General features: G+C 60.9%; 15 protein-coding genes. 8 read left to right on the forward strand and 7 right to left on the reverse strand.

The window, feature by feature from the left end; genetic code table 11:
- Positions 1-81 precede the first annotated feature (81 nt).
- From EV130_RS12300 to EV130_RS12330, 7 genes are all read left to right on the forward strand, one after another.
- Complete coding sequence (locus EV130_RS12300) at positions 82-3,009, forward strand: aminotransferase (RefSeq protein ID WP_132660440.1); 2,928 nt, start codon at positions 82-84, stop codon at positions 3,007-3,009.
- A gap of 516 nt (positions 3,010-3,525) precedes the next feature.
- Positions 3,526-3,720: a hypothetical protein gene (locus EV130_RS12305; RefSeq protein WP_027510551.1), complete on the forward strand. Its 195-nt coding sequence runs from the start codon at positions 3,526-3,528 to the stop codon at positions 3,718-3,720.
- Between the two features lie 122 nt (positions 3,721-3,842).
- Positions 3,843-4,829, forward strand: a complete 987-nt coding sequence (locus EV130_RS12310) for a P1 family peptidase (RefSeq protein ID WP_132660442.1) — start codon at positions 3,843-3,845, stop codon at positions 4,827-4,829.
- A gap of 44 nt (positions 4,830-4,873) precedes the next feature.
- Complete coding sequence (locus EV130_RS12315) at positions 4,874-5,779, forward strand: LysR family transcriptional regulator (protein ID WP_132660444.1); 906 nt, start codon at positions 4,874-4,876, stop codon at positions 5,777-5,779.
- Between the two features lie 124 nt (positions 5,780-5,903).
- Entirely contained in the window at positions 5,904-7,436 is a 1,533-nt protein-coding gene (locus EV130_RS12320) for an ABC transporter substrate-binding protein (protein ID WP_132660446.1), read from the forward strand.
- A gap of 229 nt (positions 7,437-7,665) precedes the next feature.
- Positions 7,666-8,613: an ABC transporter permease gene (locus EV130_RS12325; RefSeq protein ID WP_132660448.1), complete on the forward strand. Its 948-nt coding sequence runs from the start codon at positions 7,666-7,668 to the stop codon at positions 8,611-8,613.
- The gene (locus EV130_RS12330) at positions 8,610-9,467 is read left to right on the forward strand and encodes an ABC transporter permease (protein WP_425375517.1); all 858 of its coding nucleotides are present in this window, start codon (positions 8,610-8,612) and stop codon (positions 9,465-9,467) included. Before EV130_RS12325 ends, EV130_RS12330 begins: the two co-directional genes overlap by 4 nt.
- Here EV130_RS12330 and EV130_RS12335 read toward each other — a convergent pair whose 3' ends face one another.
- The 3 genes from EV130_RS12335 to EV130_RS12345 all read right to left on the reverse strand — a co-directional run bounded on the left by EV130_RS12335 (position 9,468) and on the right by EV130_RS12345 (position 12,186).
- On the reverse strand, positions 9,468-10,322 hold the full coding sequence (locus tag EV130_RS12335; protein ID WP_132551326.1) for a C40 family peptidase: 855 nt from the start codon (positions 10,320-10,322) through the stop codon (positions 9,468-9,470).
- Between the two features lie 11 nt (positions 10,323-10,333).
- The gene (locus EV130_RS12340; protein WP_132660450.1) at positions 10,334-10,684 is read right to left on the reverse strand and encodes a MarR family winged helix-turn-helix transcriptional regulator; all 351 of its coding nucleotides are present in this window, start codon (positions 10,682-10,684) and stop codon (positions 10,334-10,336) included.
- A 116-nt stretch (positions 10,685-10,800) separates the two neighbouring features.
- Positions 10,801-12,186, reverse strand: coding sequence for a leucyl aminopeptidase family protein (locus tag EV130_RS12345; RefSeq protein WP_074059831.1), 1,386 nt, complete (start codon positions 12,184-12,186; stop codon positions 10,801-10,803).
- A gap of 143 nt (positions 12,187-12,329) precedes the next feature.
- On the opposite strand from EV130_RS12345, the gene EV130_RS12350 reads away from it, so the two are divergent.
- Positions 12,330-13,154 (forward strand): tetratricopeptide repeat protein, encoded by an 825-nt coding sequence (locus EV130_RS12350; RefSeq protein ID WP_132660452.1) that lies wholly within the window; start codon positions 12,330-12,332, stop codon positions 13,152-13,154.
- Between the two features lie 7 nt (positions 13,155-13,161).
- On the opposite strand, the gene EV130_RS12355 is transcribed toward EV130_RS12350, so the two are convergent.
- The 4 genes from EV130_RS12355 to EV130_RS12370 all read right to left on the reverse strand — a co-directional run bounded on the left by EV130_RS12355 (position 13,162) and on the right by EV130_RS12370 (position 17,400).
- Positions 13,162-13,794: a LysE family translocator gene (locus tag EV130_RS12355; protein ID WP_132660454.1), complete on the reverse strand. Its 633-nt coding sequence runs from the start codon at positions 13,792-13,794 to the stop codon at positions 13,162-13,164.
- 126 nt (positions 13,795-13,920) lie between these two features.
- Positions 13,921-14,901 (reverse strand): type II secretion system F family protein, encoded by a 981-nt coding sequence (locus EV130_RS12360; protein ID WP_132660456.1) that lies wholly within the window; start codon positions 14,899-14,901, stop codon positions 13,921-13,923.
- A gap of 16 nt (positions 14,902-14,917) precedes the next feature.
- Positions 14,918-15,925 carry a type II secretion system F family protein gene (locus tag EV130_RS12365; RefSeq protein ID WP_132660458.1) on the reverse strand — a complete coding sequence of 336 codons (1,008 nt, stop codon included), beginning with the start codon at positions 15,923-15,925 and terminating at the stop codon, positions 14,918-14,920.
- Positions 15,925-17,400: a TadA family conjugal transfer-associated ATPase gene (locus tag EV130_RS12370; protein WP_132660460.1), complete on the reverse strand. Its 1,476-nt coding sequence runs from the start codon at positions 17,398-17,400 to the stop codon at positions 15,925-15,927. Before EV130_RS12370 ends, EV130_RS12365 begins: the two co-directional genes overlap by 1 nt.
- Positions 17,401-17,427 lie beyond the last annotated feature (27 nt).

Here is a 17,427-nt window from a genome sequence, read left to right on the forward strand (position 1 = left end):
AGGGTAGTAGTGAGCGCTTGCCTATGCCATGCATTCGATTATCTGCTTAATGTGGAAAATCGAATCATGCTGGGGGATGCCATGACCGATGATGCGCGTGCCGATCGTATGGAATTGCCGCGCCCGGACGTAACGCCGGCCGAAGCAGAAACGATCCTGCAATCCCGCTACGGGCTCCACGGCACGATCACGGAACTCGGCAGCCAGCAGGACCGCAACTACCGGATCAATACTGGTGATGGCAGCTATGTGCTGAAGATCTGCCACATGGCCTACGATACGCTGGAGCTGGAGGCGCAGAATGCGGCAATCCGGTATCTGACCAGCAAGGACGGTACGCCCCGTGTCCCGAGAGTCATGAGCTCGACGGACGGCCAGGACATCATCGCCGTCACGGTCCGCGAACAGACCTTCAAGGTGCGCCTGCTCGAGTATCTCGAAGGCGAAGGGCTGACGCATCGCAAATACCTGCCCAAGGCTTCGGTCGCAGCCCTCGGCGCGCTCTGCGCCCGGTTGGCACAGGCGCTCGCCGACTTCAACCATTCCGGCCTCGACCGCAGCCTGCAATGGGACCTGCGCCGGGCAGGGCCTGTTGCCGTCCAGCTGCTTTCGGCCATCACCGACAGCGCGGCGCGCGACCGCATCGCCAAGAGCATGGTGCTTGCCGTCCGCCGCATCCAACCGCTTGCGCCATCGCTTCGCGTCCAGGCCGTGCACCATGATGTAACAGGCGACAACGTCGTCTGCAGGATTGATGAGCAAGGACGGCCGATGCCTGATGGCGTCATCGATTTCGGCGATATCATTCGAGGCTGGCTCGTCGGCGACCTTGCCGTTACCTGCGCCTCGCTGCTGCATCAGGCTGATGGCGATCCGTTCTACATCCTGCCCGCGGTCAAGGCCTATCACGAGATCTATCCGCTGACAGACGAGGAACTGAAGGCGCTCTGGCCGCTGATTGTGGCGCGCGCCGTCATTCTCGTCGCAAGTAGCGAACAGCAAATTTCGATCGACCCGGAAAACGATTACGTCCGCGCCAATCTGAAGCTTGAACGGCAGATCTTCGACACGGCCATGTCCGTTTCCTTCGAATTGATGGAGGCGGCAATCCTCGACGCCGTGGGCGCCGACATGGCGACGGTCGACATGTCCGGCTGGCACGCGCTTCTGCCGGAGATCGACCTTGCAAACATCGCCTATCTCGACCTCGGCGTTCAAAGCCCGCATTTTGCGGCCGGAAACTGGCTGAATGCGGAAATGGACTGGCGGCTCTTGGCGCGCGCAGCGAATGAGGCGGGAATCGCCGCGACCCGCTACGGCGAATACCGGCTTTCGCGCGCCGTTCTTCGAAGCGCCAGGCAGCCATCGACCTACGCGCTGCATACCGACATCTGCCTCCCCGGTGGCAACCGCGTTGCTGCACCTTTTGCAGGACGCATTGATTGCAAGAACCACCATCTCGTCCTGATCGGCGACGGTATCAATCTGCATCTCGATGGCCTCGAACTCTCTGTCGAGGATGGCGCCGGGGTGGAACAGGGGCAGATCATCGGGACCGTCTCGGGCGACGTCTCTTCGCTCGGCGGCTTGCGTGTCCAGCTTTGCACGGTTCCCTCGCTCGAACCGCCGCTCTTTGCCTCGCCGCAGGAGGCCGCCGCCTGGTCGGTCCTTTGCCCCTCGCCTGCAGGCCTGCTTGGGCCTGGCGCCCGTGCGCCCGAGCCGGAGGCGGAAGGACTGCTCTCGAGGCGAAAGGCACATCTCGCAAAACCGCAGAAGAATTACTACGAGGTGCCGCCGCAGATCGAGCGCGGCTGGAAGGAACACGTGTTCGATGTCGAGGGGCGCGCCTATCTCGACATGGTCAACAATGTCACGATTCTCGGCCACGGGCATCCGCGCATGGCAGAAGCGATCAGCGAACAATGGCTGAAGCTCAACACCAATTCGCGCTTCCACTATGCAGCGATCGGCGAGTTCTGCGAGCGACTGGCAGCTCTGGCGCCCGACGGACTGGACCGTATCTTCCTCGTCAACAGCGGATCGGAGGCAAATGACCTGGCGATCCGGCTCGCCTGGGCGCATACGGGAGCGCGCAACATGCTTTGCCTGCTGGAAGCCTACCATGGCTGGTCGGTCGCAAGCGAGGCTGTCTCAACCTCGATTGCCGACAATCCTCAGGCCCTGGCGACCCGGCCGAATTGGGTGCATGCGGTCGCTTCACCCAACACCTATCGCGGCGAATTTCGGGGGCCCGATTCGGCCGGAGACTATCTCACCGCGATGGCGCCTGATTTGCAGTCGATCGATGCCGAAGGGCAGGGGCTTGCGGGCTTCATTGCCGAATCCGTCTATGGCAACGCCGGCGGCATTTCTCTGCCGGACGGATATTTATCGCAAGTCTATGCTCAGGTTCGCGCCCGCGGAGGAGTCTGCATCGCCGACGAGGTGCAGGTCGGCTATGGCAGGCTTGGACATCACTTCTGGGGCTTCGAACAGCAGGGCGTCGTGCCCGATATCATCACCATCGCCAAGGGTATGGGCAACGGCCACCCGCTCGGCGCGGTGATTACGACGCAGGAAATCGCCGGATCGCTGGAAAAGGAAGGCTATTTCTTTTCCTCCTCCGGCGGCAGCCCCGTCAGTTGCGTTGCCGGCATGACGGTGCTCGACGTCATGGTGGACGAAAAACTCCAGGACAACGCACGCGATGTCGGGGACCATCTTAAAAGCCGGCTCGCAGCTCTGATCGACAAGCACCCGATTGCGGGCGCCGTCCACGGCATGGGGCTCTATCTCGGTCTTGAATTCGTGCGCGACAGAACGACGCTGGAGCCAGCCACGCAAGAGACGGCGGCCATCTGCAACCGTCTTCTCGAGCTCGGCGTGATCATGCAGCCAACCGGCGACCACCTGAACGTGTTGAAGATCAAGCCGCCGCTTTGCCTGACCATCGAGAGCGCCGACTTCTTCGCCGAGATGCTGGAAAAGGTCCTGTCCGAGGGCTGGTGATCCTCCTGCGCCATTAAACAATGCGGTCATTTCGAGGCTTTCGGTTTTTTAATCAAAAGCCCCATTGCCGGAATCAAAACGACTTCCTATGTCTTTCCCGGTGATCGAAACGAGGCTTCCGGCCGTCACGCAATTTGCACAAAGATCTGATAGGGTTCTTTCAGCAAGTATGACTGTGGTGGAATTATTTTTTTCGAAACGTCGATATTTTGACACGTTTCGGAATATGTTTCTGACAGGCTGTACTCTATTCTCTACAAATAAGGTAGATTAAGAGATAGTCGTCGCCGGGTCCCGACCCTTTCGAGACCTCAAGAGTGCAACGCCAACACAAGGAACGAGACATGATTGATATCGGTATTCTCGCCACCCTCCTTGGGCGAATTGTGCTCGGTAATGACCGTCCGGGCGCTCTCTCCCGCCCGAACTGTCGAATGTGACCTTCGTCCCCTTTCAACGGTATCAGACAAGTCAATTCGTCATCGCCTCGCAGTCCGCGCGGCAGGAGTTCTACGCATGAAAAAGCAAGTTATCGAATATGCAGGCGTTCCCGTGGGGATCGTCATTCCAGATGAAGACCGGCTGAAATTCATCGCCGTGAAGTTTCACGTGCACGACCTTGACGAGCAGCGTTTCAGTTCGCCGGACGAGGTGAAGCTCGCGATCCACGACCTGATGACCCGGCGCCATCCAAAGCCAATCCATGCCTGAAAACAGGCTTTGGTTGCCGCATTTCATCGCGTTTAAAGGTTCATGACCGGTCCCAAAACGGGGCCGGTCTTGTTTTTTCGTGCTGGTTGCGATCCTATCCGACGTCAACAAGGACGGCGCACTTGCTCAATCTCATTACCGACATCGAAGGCGTTTCGGTCGGCCAGGCAACGGACCTGAAGCTCGGTTCCGGCGTCACCGCGATCATCTTCGACGAACCGGCGACGGCTTCGGCCACCGTTCTCGGCGGCGCGCCCGGGGGGCGGGACACCGCCTTGCTCGATCCGTCGATGACCGTCGAGAAGGTTGATGCCTTCGTTCTTTCCGGCGGCTCGGCCTTCGGGCTGGATGCGGCAGGCGGCGTCCAGGCCGGCCTGAGGCAATCAGGCCGCGGATTTCAGGTGGGTACAGTGCGCGTGCCAATCGTACCAGAGGCGATCCTCTTCGATCTGCTGAACGGCGGTGACAAGGATTGGGGCCTGCATTCACCTTACCAGGAGATGGGCTATGCGGCCTTCCAGGCAGCGGCGAAGGGCGAATTTCCGCTCGGAACGGTGGGGGCTGGAACGGGTGCGACGACAGCGACATTCAAGGGTGGGCTCGGCTCGGCAAGCGCGGTCAGCAGCGCCGGGCATCGGGTGGCGGCAATCGTCGCAGTCAATGCGCTCGGTTCGGCAACGATCGGCGACGGGCCGCATTTCTGGGCCGCACCCTTTGAACAAGACAGTGAATTCGGCGGGCTCGGAATGCCGGAGGTGGCAGATCATCGCTTGCGGCTGAAGGGCCTGACGGTGCCTGCAACCACGATCGGTGCTGTCGTGACCGATGCGGCGCTGACGAAGACCGAGACTCACCGCTTTTCGCTGGGCGCACAAGACGGGCTCGCAAGGGCACTGCTTCCGGCGCATCTGCCGCTCGACGGCGATACGGTCTTTGCCGCCTCGACCGGTGCACGAGCGATGGCCGACAGGGGCGAACTGATGGAGCTTTGCCATCTTGCAGGGATGGTCATGGCCCGGGCCATCGCGCGCGGTGTTTACGAAGCGACAGCGCTGCCTTACGAAGGTGCGCAGCAAGCCTGGCGGGAGCTTTACCCGTACGGGCGCTGATTGCCTGGACGAAGTAAAGAAGGCCCAAGCGGCGGAGAGAAAAAATGCAGATCCGGGCCCTGATGTATTTCGACGAGCTGGTGAGGACAAAGTCCATGCGCCAGGCCGCCGAGAACCTGGGCGTCGCGCCGACTGCCGTCAGCCGCCAGATCGAGAATCTCGAAGAACATTTCGGCGCGGCGCTCGTCGAACGCAGCGCGCGCGGCGTGACACTGACGGCCGCAGGCGAGCTGCTTGCAGGGCGCGCAGGCAGGACGCTTCGCGAACTCGAGCACGTGCAACAGCTGATCGAAGATCTCAAGGGGCTCGGGCGCGGCAGGGTGACCATCTACGCCAATGGAGCGATCGTCACCAGTCTTCTTGCTCCCGCGCTTTCGCAGTTCAGCCTCAGCTATCCCAATATTCGCTTCGAAGTGACGATCACCAGCGCGCGGCAGGCCATCGAAGCGGTGAACGCAGCACAGGCCGACATGGCCCTGACGCTATTTGCGCCGCCGATATCGGAGGCAAAAGTGGTCACACGATTTGAGATCGCTTACGACGTGATCGTGTCGGCGCGTCATGCAGCGGCGCTCCGCAAGGAAATCAGCCTTCGCGAATTGGCGCGCGATAAGCTCGCTCTGCCCGAGAAGTCGTTTGGTTTCCGCCAGAGCTTTGATGCACTTGTCGAGCGGCAGGGGCTGACGATCGACCCTGTTTTCACGGTGAGTTCGCTGGAAATGCTTAAGGAACTCGTGCTCAGCGATAGCGCGGTGACGCTCCTGCCGGCCCTTGCTGTCCGCCGCGAGATCGAGGCGGGTCAGCTTGCTGCAATTGCGCTTTCCAGCGAAAGCTCCATCCGCACCCATGCCGAACTTTCGATCGCACCGGACCGGCAGCTCTCCTTCGCCGCCGGCAAGCTCATCGGGTTTATCGAGAATTTCATGCGGACGAAACTGAAGAGCCGCTGAGACCGCGGTCGCGAAGGCAGACCGCTTGCATTTCTTCTGTTTTTGGTGTGTAGCTTTTTTCGATACACTGTGAACACATAATGTGCATATCGCTTCACATCGTTTTTTTAGGATCCGCAGGACCATGATCACCAGCCTGTTGCCGGCACCGTTCACACGCCTTGCCCACGGCATTTTCCTCAGCGCCGCCCTTTCCGTCGCGATGATGGCTTGCGCCGTCATGCCGGCACAAGCGGGCAAGGCGGCGCTCAATCTCGCCATGAGCGTCGAGCCGACCGGGCTCGATCCGACAATCGCCGCACCGGTCGCGATCGGTCAGGTGACCTGGCAGAATATCTTTGAAGGGCTGGTGTCGATCGACGAGGTCGGCAAGGTCCGACCGCAGCTCGCCAAGAGCTGGGAAATTTCGCCGGACGGGCTGACCTATAGGTTCAAGCTTCAGACCGGCGTCAAGTTCCACGACGGCGAAGCCTTCGATTCCGCGACCGCCAAGTTCGCGTTGGAACGTGCCCGCGGCAAAGATTCGGTCAATCCGCAGAAGCGCTTCTTCGCCTCGATTGCCTCCATCGATACGCCGGATCCCGAAACGCTGGTCCTGCGCCTCTCGCAGCCGACGGGAAGCCTGCTTTACTGGCTTGGCTGGCCGGCATCGGTCATGGTTGGTCCGAAATCTGCCGCGAGCGACAAGACACACCCGGTCGGAACCGGCCCGTTCAAATTCGTCAACTGGGCGAAGGGCGACAAGGTCGAGCTCGCGAAAAACGAAGCCTACTGGAACAGCCAGGTATCCGTGAAGCTCGACAAGGTGACCTTTCGCTTCATAGCAGACCCGCAAGCACAGGCTGCCGCATTGAAGGCAGGCGACGTCGACGCCATTCCGGAATTCGCCGCACCCGAGCTGATGAGCTCCTTCGAAGGCGATCGACGGCTCGTGACGAAGATCGGCAATACCGAACTCAAGGTCGTTGCGGGCATGAACAATTCCAGGAAGCCATTCGACGACAAGCGGGTGCGCCAGGCTCTGATGATGGCGATCGACCGCCAGACCGTCATCGACGGGGCCTGGTCGGGTCTCGGCACGGCGATCGGTAGCCATTATACACCGAACGATCCGGGTTATCAGGACATGACCGGCGTGTTGCCCTACGATCCCGAAAAGGCCAAGGCGCTCCTTGCGCAAGCCGGTTATCCGAATGGCTTCACCTTTACGATCAAATCGCCGCAGATGGCCTATGCGCCCCGCAGCGCCCAGGTCATGCAGGCAATGTTTGCCGAGATCGGCGTGACCATGAATATTGAACCGACGGAATTTCCGGCAAAATGGGTCCAGGATGTGATGAAGGACCGCGCCTACGAAATGACCATCGTGGCGCATGCCGAGCCGATGGATATCGACATCTATTCCCGCGATCCCTACTACTTCAACTACAAGAACCCCGTCTTCAACGATCTGATGAAGAAGGTGCAGGAGACGACCGATCCCGCCTTGCAGAGCAAGATCAACGTGGAGGCGCAGAAAATCCTCGCCGAGGATGTGCCGGCGCTATATCTGTTCGCCATGCCCAAGCTCGGCGTATGGGACAAGAATCTCAAGGGCTTGTGGGAAAACGAGCCGATTCCTTCGAACGTTCTGACGAATGTGGCATGGAAGGAGTGAGGCTGAGTTTGGACTGGACATGCAGAAGGCATGAATAGGTGACGCGCAATTCTCCTTATTCTCATCCCTGTGCCTGTCACAGGGATCCAGAACGCCGAACCCCTTGGGCGCAAATGAACCTTTCGATAGGGTCGTTCGCGCCACCTGCGCGCCGTGGGTGGTTTTCTTTGCTGACCTTCGGCACAAGCGCGGGGACAGGAAATGTGTCGGCTGCAAGCAAGCTGCGCCTATGATCGCTCTTCTTGGCCGCCGCTTTGCCGGACTGATCCTGACGCTTGCCGCCGTCTCCTTCCTGGTCTTTGCGGTCATGGACCTGCTGCCGGGCGATCCCGCTTCGATCATGCTCGGAACCTCGGCGACGCCCGAGACGCTTCTAGCACTTCGCCATGAACTCGGCCTCGATCAGCCTCTGATCCTTCGCTACGGCCAATGGTTAGCCGGGGTGTTTTCCGGCGATCTCGGCCAGTCTTATACCTATGGCGTGCCGGTTGCAGGACTGATCCTCGAACGGTTGGCGGTGACGCTGCCGCTGGCGCTGCTCGCGATCCTCCTTTCCGTCGTCATCGCCGTGCCGCTCGGTTCCTTTGCGGCGGCTCGGCCGAACGGCATCGCCGATATCATGGCGACGCTCTTTTCACAGCTAAGCATTGCCGTTCCCGCCTTCTGGGTGGCACTGCTGCTGATCATCGTGTTTTCGACAACGCTCGGACTATTGCCTGCAGGTGGCTTCCCCGGCTGGAATGGGGGGCTTTGGCCGGCACTGCAGGCGCTGGTTATGCCCGCCACGGCCTTGGCGCTTCCGCAAGCGGGCGTGCTGACGCGCGTCACCCGCACAGCGGTACTGGAAACGCTGCACGAGGATTTCACGCGGACGGCATTGGCGAAGGGATTGTCCGGGCGCGCCGTCTTATGGCGGCACGCCGTGCCGAATGCACTGGTGCCGATCCTGACGACCCTTGGACTGCAGTTCACGTTCCTGGTAGCGGGCGCGGTTCTGGTCGAAAACGTCTTCAACCTTCCAGGTCTCGGACGGCTTGCGTACCAGGCATTGTCGCAACGCGACATCATCGCGATGCAGGACGTCGTGCTGTTTCTTGCCGCGCTCGTCGTCATCATGAATTTCCTCGTCGAGATGTCCTATCTGGCGATCGACCCGCGACTGCGAAGGAATGTATGACAATGGCGTTCGCATCCGATACTTCCATCAAAAGGCGCCCATTTATCATTAGCCGGCACACAAGGCTTCTCGCAGGATCATCGGTCGTCGGACTGCTTGTTTCGGTTGCACTTCTGTCACTCGTCTGGACGCCGGTGCCGCCAGCAAAGATGCACATCATCTACAAACTGCAGCCGCCTTTCGCTTACGGCGTGCTCGGCACCGACCAATTCGGCCGCGACGTTCTTTCGATGCTGATGGCCGGATGCTGGAATTCGCTGTCGATCGCCATCACCGCGGTAGCCATCGGCGGCGCGATCGGTTCGCTTGCCGGCATTTCGGCAGCAGCGACCCGAGGCATTTTCGAAACACTGCTGATGCGCGTCTGCGACGTCATCTTCTCGCTGCCGCCGATCCTCTCGGCGATGATTCTCGGTGCTTTTCTCGGATCCGGCAGGGCCACGGCGATCATGGCGATTGCCGCCTTCATGATCCCGGTCTTCGCGCGGGTGACACTTGCTGCTGCCCTTCAGGCCTGGAGCCGCGACTATGTGCTGGCGGCGCGCGCGATCGGCAACAGCCGCTTGACGATCTCGGTGCGCCATGTGCTTCCCAACATCATGAACCAGATCATCGTCCATGGCTCAATCCAGCTTGGGCTGGCGATCCTCACTGAGGCCGGATTGAGTTTCCTTGGCCTCGGCGTGGCGCCGCCGACGCCGACCTGGGGTCGGATGCTCGCCGATTCCCAAACCTATCTTGGGCTGGCGCCATGGCTTGCCATCCTGCCCGGCCTTGCAATCGCGCTCGCCGTTCTCGGCTTCAACATGCTGGGCGATGGACTGCGCGATTTCCTCGACCCGCGGCGATTTTGATCAGACCGGACGGCGGTAGCCGGTCGGCTGTTGGTAGAGCTCGCCGATCCGTTTGACGGCCGCCTCAAAATTCTCGCGGGCAACTGTCATCGTGTAGCCGTTGGCGTGAATGATCGTTTCGGGGTCCTCCATGATTGCGACATGTCCCTTCCAGAAGACCAGGTCGCCGCGGCGAAGTCCTGAGCGATCGATCCTCTCGCCAAGACCTGCTGCCTGCATGTCCGTGTCGCGCGGCGCGCTTCGGCCGGTCATCAGCATGGCCAATTGAACGAGGGCAGAACAATCGATGCCAAGGCCTGAACGACCGCCCCACAGGTAGGGTGCATTCATGAAGCGCGACGCGATCTCGACGTAGTCGTCATCCTTGCCGGCGCTGACCGGCTGGACATGCCTTGCAAAAATGGCGGTGCCATCCTCCAGAACCACGTAGTGGTTTCCGCGCACCTCTTCCTCACCCGCGACCCTGACGCGGCTGCCCATGGAAAGCACGAAACGATAGGGCGTTCGCAATTCGGGTTGCGGATAGAGGAACGTGCGCTGCACGGTGACGATATGTGTCGGCTCCGCCTGGGCGCCTGACAGCATCTCCTCCGGCATGTAGCCGACATAACCGTCCGAAGAGGCCTTTATCCAGCACCAGCCCCCGGCGCGGTCAAAGACCGTCACATCCTCCCCGAGGAGCAGTTCGGTGTCGATGCCGACCGAAATGTCCGGTTGCGGGCGAAGCGGTGCAACGGGAACGGCGATCCGCGCCGGGCTACCGGAAACGAAGCGCAAGGCCTCGACCTTGCCTTCAAGACCCGCTTCGGCAAGATCGGGCCGATAGGCATGCAGGCGGCGGTCGAGCATCGTCATCTCCATTCCACTTAGATCGGCAGGCGGCGCCCCTGGTCACGCACCAGGTCGCCGAGCTTCTCGAGATAGAGCGCGCCGCCGACGGTGCGCTTGATGATCACGTTCCGGCGGTCACTTTCGTCGCGTGCCCGATCGACAAGGCCCATTTCGCCCATCGTATCCAGCGCCCGGGTAATAACCGGTTTCGTCACGTTCAGCGTCGAGGCAAGCCCACGCACCGTATGGGGCGGCGGCACCAGATAGATATGCAGCAGGATCGCCATCTGGCGCAACGTCAAATCACGTTCGTCATGGTGAACCTGGTTGAGGGTCACGCCGTGCCAAAGCCGCAGGGCCTGCGATGCAGTCAGTTCGATCGGCAAGGCTCCTCCGGAAAATCATTACGCCAGCGTTCTATTTTCCCGGACAGGATGCCGGCAGGCAAGAGGCGCCAGAACCTGCCGCCCCGCAAGGTGAATAAAATTTTAACGATTGCCAGTCAGCCGTGGCGGATATGGTGGTAAAGCGCGCGGATTGCCTGCGCCTCGCCGCCGCCTGGCGAATGAGCCCGCTCGGTCGGCGCCCATCCGTAGATGTCGAAATGCGCCCAGCTCTTGGCGTTGCTGACAAAGCGCTTCAGGAACAGTGCTGCCGTGATCGCACCCCCCATGCCGCCCGCCGGGGCGTTGGTGATGTCGGCGATCTTGGCGCGGATATCCTTGTCATAGCCCATATAGAGCGGCAGCCGCCATAGCGGGTCGTCCGTCTCCAGGCTTGCTTCGGTCAGATCGTGGGCAAGGTTTTCGTCATCCGTGAAGAAGGGCGGAAGATCAGGGCCGAGCGCAACGCGGGCAGCGCCCGTCAGCGTCGCCATGTCGATCAGGAGATCCGGTGATTCCTCGTCGGCATAAGCCAGCGCATCGGCGAGGATCAGGCGGCCTTCCGCATCGGTATTGTCGATCTGGACTGTCAGGCCCTTGCGGCTCTTGTAGATGTCTCCCGGGCGGAAGGCATTTGCCGAGATCGCATTTTCAACGACGGGAATGATGACGCGCAGCTCGACCTTCAGCTTCGCGTCCATGATCATCAGCGCAAGGCCCATCACGTTCGCCGCACCGCCCATGTCCTTCTTCATCAAGAGCATGGAGGAGGCCGGCTTGATGTCGAGGCCGCCGGTATCGAAGCACACGCCCTTGCCGACCAGCGTGACCTTGCGATGGCCCTTCTTGCCCCAGCGCAGTTCCAAAAGCCGTGGCGCGTCGGCGCTGGCGCGGCCGACGGTGTGGACCAGCGGGAAGTTCTCCTTGAGCAGATCATCGCCGATGATGACCGACATTTCCGCCTTATAGTGCTCGGCAAGGCCGCGGAAGGCCGCTTCGAGCTGTTCGGGGCCCATGTCATTGGTCGGCGTGTTGATGAGATCACGGGCAAGGAAGACGCCAGCAAGCTGACGCTTGATGTCCGCGCCGTCGGCATCACGCGGGATCATCAGCGTCGCGGCTGCCTGCTTGTCGGAACGATAGCGGTCGAAACGGTAGCTGCCGAGACCGAAACCGAGCGAGAGGCGGTTTGCCGTCAAAGGTGCGGTTTCGACATGCCAGTCGCCGGCGGGCAGTGAACGGGCAAGCTTGCCGGTGATATAGGGCTGCTCCGATGGATTGGCGCCGAGACCGAAAAGCGCGCCGCCCAGATGACCGGCGGCGGTCGGGATCAGCAGCAGCGAACCGCTTTCTGCCTTGTAACCTGCCTTCTTCGCCCAATCGAGCGCGATCGGATCGATCGTGCCGGTCTCGATATGGGCCGGAGTAACCGCGAAGATCGGCAATGTGGAACCGCCTTTGGTGTTGAAAGGCGTGGGTCTCTCGATGAACTGATAGGGGGCCATATTTATCCTTCGACGATGTCCGGGAATCGTTTTTTTAACCGTCCGTTAGGGTTAACAGACTATTGCTGGAGTGAAGATTGCGTCAAACCTTTCCCTGTTCCGCTTAGAGGTCAGGCGCCAGTTTCTGAATTCAGGAAAGCGCAATGCCTCTCCCGGCCATCCATCCACTCAAGAACCGTATTCTCCCCTGTGTCGCAGCAGCGCTGGTTGTCGCCGCGCTCGCCGGTTGCTCGGCGACCAAGGACAAGATGACGACGGGTTCGGTGCCGAAGTTAACAAAGCCCGTCGAAACCATGGATTCGAACGAGCTTCACGCAATGACGGAACGGGTCGGACAGGCCTACGAGAAAGATCCCCGCGATCCGGTAAACGGCGTCAACTACGCCAACCTGCTGCGCATGGCCGGGCGCGACGCGCAGGCCCTTGCTGTCATGCAGCAGGTTGCGATTTCCAATCCCAAGGATCGCAATGTCCTTGCTGCCTATGGCAAGGCTCAGGCAGCTGCAGGACAGTTCCAGCAAGCGCTCGACACGATCGGCCGGGCGCAAACCCCCGACCGGCCCGACTGGAAGCTCATTTCTGCCCAGGGCGCGATTCTCGACCAGATGGGCAAGCCCAGCGATGCGCGGGCGCGTTATCGCGATGCACTGGACATCATGCCGAACGAGCCTTCCGTGCTTTCAAACCTCGGCATGTCCTACGTGCTGACAGGCGATCTCAGGACCGCCGAAACCTATCTCAAGCAGGCGGCGGGCCAGCCGGGTGCCGACAGCCGTGTCAGGCAGAACCTCGCCCTTGCTGTCGGCCTGCAGGGTCGTTTTCGGGAGGCCGAAGAGATTGCCCGTCGCGAGCTCGCCCCGCAGCAGGCAGACGCCAACGTCGCCTATTTGCGTTCGATGCTTTCCCAGCAGAATTCATGGCAGAAACTGGCGGCGAAGGACAGCGCCCCGCCAAGCAACACCAACTGACCTCCGACTACCGAAGCATCGCGCCGGAGAACATCAGGCGCAATCCCAGCCCGCCCATGACAACCCCGGCTGCGCGGTCGATCCAGTGCTTGGCGGCCAAATAGACCTGGCGCGGACGGCGGGCGGAGAAAGCCAGCGCCACGATCGAGTACCATCCGGCCTCAATCGCGAAGATTCCGATCGGCAGACCGATCATGACACCTGCGGGCACCGTTTTCGGCAGAAAAGCTGCAAATATGCTCGCATAGACGATGATGGTCTTCGGATTGCTGAGCTGCGTCAGCAACGCCATCGAGAAACTGCGTCCGAGCGACGCCCTGCCCTCAACCGCACCCGGGACCTCGAGAGGCGCCTTCGCGCCCTGCCAGATGCGAAACGCGATGTAGACGAGATAGGCACCGCCTGCAAATTTCAGCACCAGGTAGAGCCACGCGAATTGCGTCAGCAAAGCCGTCAGGCCGGCAAGCGCAAGAATGCCGAAGATGACGCCACCGACACCCATCGCCAGCGCCGCCGCCAGGCCATCAAGGCGCGAGCGGGAAATGGCGATGCGGGAAACGACGACAAAACTCGGGCCGGGGCTCATCGCGCCGACCATCAGTGCTGCAAAGATACTGGTGAGGATGGCTGCAGAAGACATCATGGCTCCTCCTGATTTCCAAAGGCCCCAGACGAGCGGAGAGCCCGTCGGCACTTGCCTGGTCTTCCATCTCATTTGCCACGGAGAACTACGGCTAGCCGGTTTCCGTCTCGCCTGCAAGCCGCATCAGAACCTGTCGGCGATCTGGATGCCGGCCGGGCCGAGGATGACGGCGACGAGGACGGGAAGGAAGAACAGGATCATCGGAACGGTCAATTTCGGCGGCAAGGCAGCCGCCTTCTTTTCAGCCTCGTTCATGCGCTCGTCTCGTCCTTCCTGTGCAAGAACGCGCAGCGCCTGCGAAATCGGCGTGCCGTAACGGTCGGCCTGGATGAGGGCCTGGGTGACGGACCGCACGAGATCGATCTGCGTGCGCGTGCCCAGATTTTCGAGTGCCTGACGGCGGTCGGGCAGGAAGGAAAGCTCGGCCGTCGTCAGCACCATCTCCTCGGCAAGCGGCGGCGATTGCTCGCCGAGTTCTTCCGATACGCGGCGCATCGCTGCTTCGATCGAAATGCCGGACTCGACGCAAATCAGCATCAGGTCGAGGGCATCGGGCCAGGCACGCTTGATCGAATGCTGACGCTTCGACATGCGGTTCGAGACGAAGATGTTCGGCGCATAGAAGCCGAGATATCCCATACCGATCATAGCAAGCAGGCGGATGGGAAGCGGCTTGGCTGCGAGGTTGCCGAGACCGAAAATCCAAAAGGCTGCGAGGGCGAGGAAGACAAAGGGCAGAAGGAAGCGGGCGACGAGGAAGGTGTTCAGGGCGTTTTCCGAGCGGTAGCCGGCTGCACGCAGCTTGTTCATCGTGTTTTCGTCGACGAGCGCCTTGCGCAGGTTGAAGCGCTCGACGATCTGGCGGACAGAGCGATTGTTTTGGTTGCGGAGAGACCCCTTGTTTCCCGCCTCCGTCATGCGGGCACGCTCACGTGCGCGAATCTGGTCACGCTCGGTCGAAACGGCACGCATGCGCTTGTTCAGGTCGCCGCGCTCGAAGAAGGGAATGGCGATCGTGTAGAAGGTCGCAAAGACAGCGACCGCAACGAGAAGCGCGACGAGCATGGCCGGATCGGTCAATCGCGCTGCAAGATCTGCTGACATGACGCGTCCCCCCAGGCTAGATGTCGAAATTGACCATGTTGCGCATGACGAAGATGCCGATCGACATCCACACCGCCGATAGCCCCATGATGAAGTGACCACGCGGATCGGTGAACAGAACCATCATGTATTGCGGCGATGTCAGGTAGACGAGCGTGGCGACGATAAAGGGCAAGGCGCCGATGATGACAGCCGAAGCCTTGGCCTCCATCGACAGCGCCTTCACCTTGGCCTTCATCTTTTTGCGGTCGCGCAGTACCTTCGAGAGGTTGCCGATCGCTTCGGAAAGATTGCCACCGGCCTGCGACTGAATGGCGATCACGATCGCAAAGAAGCTCACTTCCTGCAGCGGCATGTAGTTGGTCATGCGCCCGCAGGCGTCGGGAACACTGAGGCCGACCTGCTGGGATTCCACGACACGGCGAAATTCGCTCTTGACCGGATCGCGGCCTTCATTTGCGATGAGGCGGATCGCATCGTTCAGCGGCAGGCCCGACTTGATCGAACGCACGATGACGTCGAGCGCGTTCGGAAACTCGTCGAGGAATTTGTTCTGGCGGCGCTTTATCAGGAAGCCGAGGATCCACCGCGGCAGACCGAGGCCGGCAACGATCGGAAGCGCAAGTACGAAAAGCATCGGCGCGCCCGCGAGCAGCGCAATCAGCATCAGGAACAGGCCGAAGGCGGCGCTGAACATGTAGAATTTGGCGGGCGTGATCGCAAAGCCCGCCTGGGTCAGCCGCGACTTCAGGGACAGTTTGCGTTTTGTGTTTTCCTGCTGGCGCTTTTCGAGATCCTTGAGATTGTCCTGGACCGACTTGCGGCGCTTCGACATTTCCTGGACACGGTCGCGTGCCGCCTTGACCTTCACCCGGTCGGTCTCGGTTGAAGCAACGCGGCTGACGCGATTGGCAGCCTTCTTCTCGGTTTCCAAACGGCTGAAAAGCAGGCCATAGCAAACCGCGCCCGCAGCGACCGCAACCAGCACGATGATGGCGAGCACTATCGGATCGAGACCGAACATCATATTTCCTTCGACTTTGCTTCCATCTCATCCAGGGCGGCGGCCAGGCGCTTTTCCTCGTTATAGTAGCGCGCGCGATCCCAGAAATGCGGTTTGCCGATACCGGTCGACATATGACGGCCGATCAGCCGGCCGCCAGCGTCCTCGCCTTCAATCTCGTAGCGCATCAGGTCCTGGGTGATGATCACGTCGCCTTCCATGCCGATTACCTCGGTAATGGCTGTGATGCGCCGCGAGCCGTCGCGAAGACGCGCTGCCTGGATGATGACGTCGATCGAGCCGGAGATGATCTCGCGAACGGTCTTTGCCGGGAGACTGTAGCCGCCCATGGCAATCATGGATTCGATACGGCTCAGGCATTCGCGCGGCGAATTCGAGTGGATCGTTCCCATCGAGCCGTCGTGACCGGTATTCATCGCCTGCAGAAGATCGAAAACCTCCGGTCCGCGCACTTCGCCGACGATGATGCGTTCGGGACGCATGCGCAGGCAGTTCTTGACGAGGTCACGCATGGTGATCTCGCCTTCGCCTTCGATGTTGGGCGGACGGGTTTCCAGCCTAACCACATGTGGCTGCTGCAGCTGCAGTTCGGCCGTATCTTCGCAGGTGATGACCCGCTCGTCTCTGTCGATATAGTTCGTCAGGCAGTTCAGAAGCGTCGTCTTGCCCGAACCCGTACCGCCGGAGATCACCACGTTGCAGCGCACCCGGCCAATGATCTGCAGGAGCGTTGCGCCTTCGGGCGTGATCGCGCCGAAGCGGACGAGCTGATCGAGGGTGAGCTTGTCCTTCTTGAATTTACGGATCGTGAGCGCCGGACCGTCGATGGCGAGCGGCGGGGCGATGACGTTGACACGCGAGCCGTCCGGAAGACGGGCGTCGCAGATCGGGCTCGATTCATCGACGCGGCGGCCGACCTGGCTGACGATGCGCTGGCAGATCGACAGAAGCTGGCCGTTGTCGCGGAAGCGAATTTCCGATTCGACCGTCTTGCCGCCGACTTCGATGAATGTCTTGCCGGCCCCGTTGACCATGATGTCGGCGATATCGTCGCGCGCGAGCAGCGGCTCCAGCGGACCATAGCCGAGAACATCGTTGCAGATGTCTTCGAGCAGCTCTTCCTGCTCGGATATCGACATGGCGAAATTCTTGATGGTGATGATGTCGTTGACGATGTCGCGAATTTCCTCGCGAGCGCTTTCGGCATCGAGCTTGGCAAGCTGGGAGAGGTCGATCGTATCGATCAGCGCCGAGAAGACCTGCGCCTTGGTGTCATAATATTCTTCGGTGCGGGCCGGCCGCCGGCGCTGCGGCGCCTGCATCGGCGGCGGTGTCACCTGATGCCTGCCAGGATCCCTTGCCGGCTCGACCAGCACGGCGGGCGCGGAAGCGGGAGTCGCCGCGGCCGGCGGCGGTGGCGGTGCGCTTACTGCGCCGACCTTTCCGAGGCCTTCATTTCCGCGTTTTCCGAACATACCAAAAGATCCAATCTACTCGTTTTC

It is taken from the genome of Rhizobium azibense (assembly GCF_004342325.1).
GTDB classification, from domain to species: domain Bacteria; phylum Pseudomonadota; class Alphaproteobacteria; order Rhizobiales; family Rhizobiaceae; genus Rhizobium; species Rhizobium etli_B.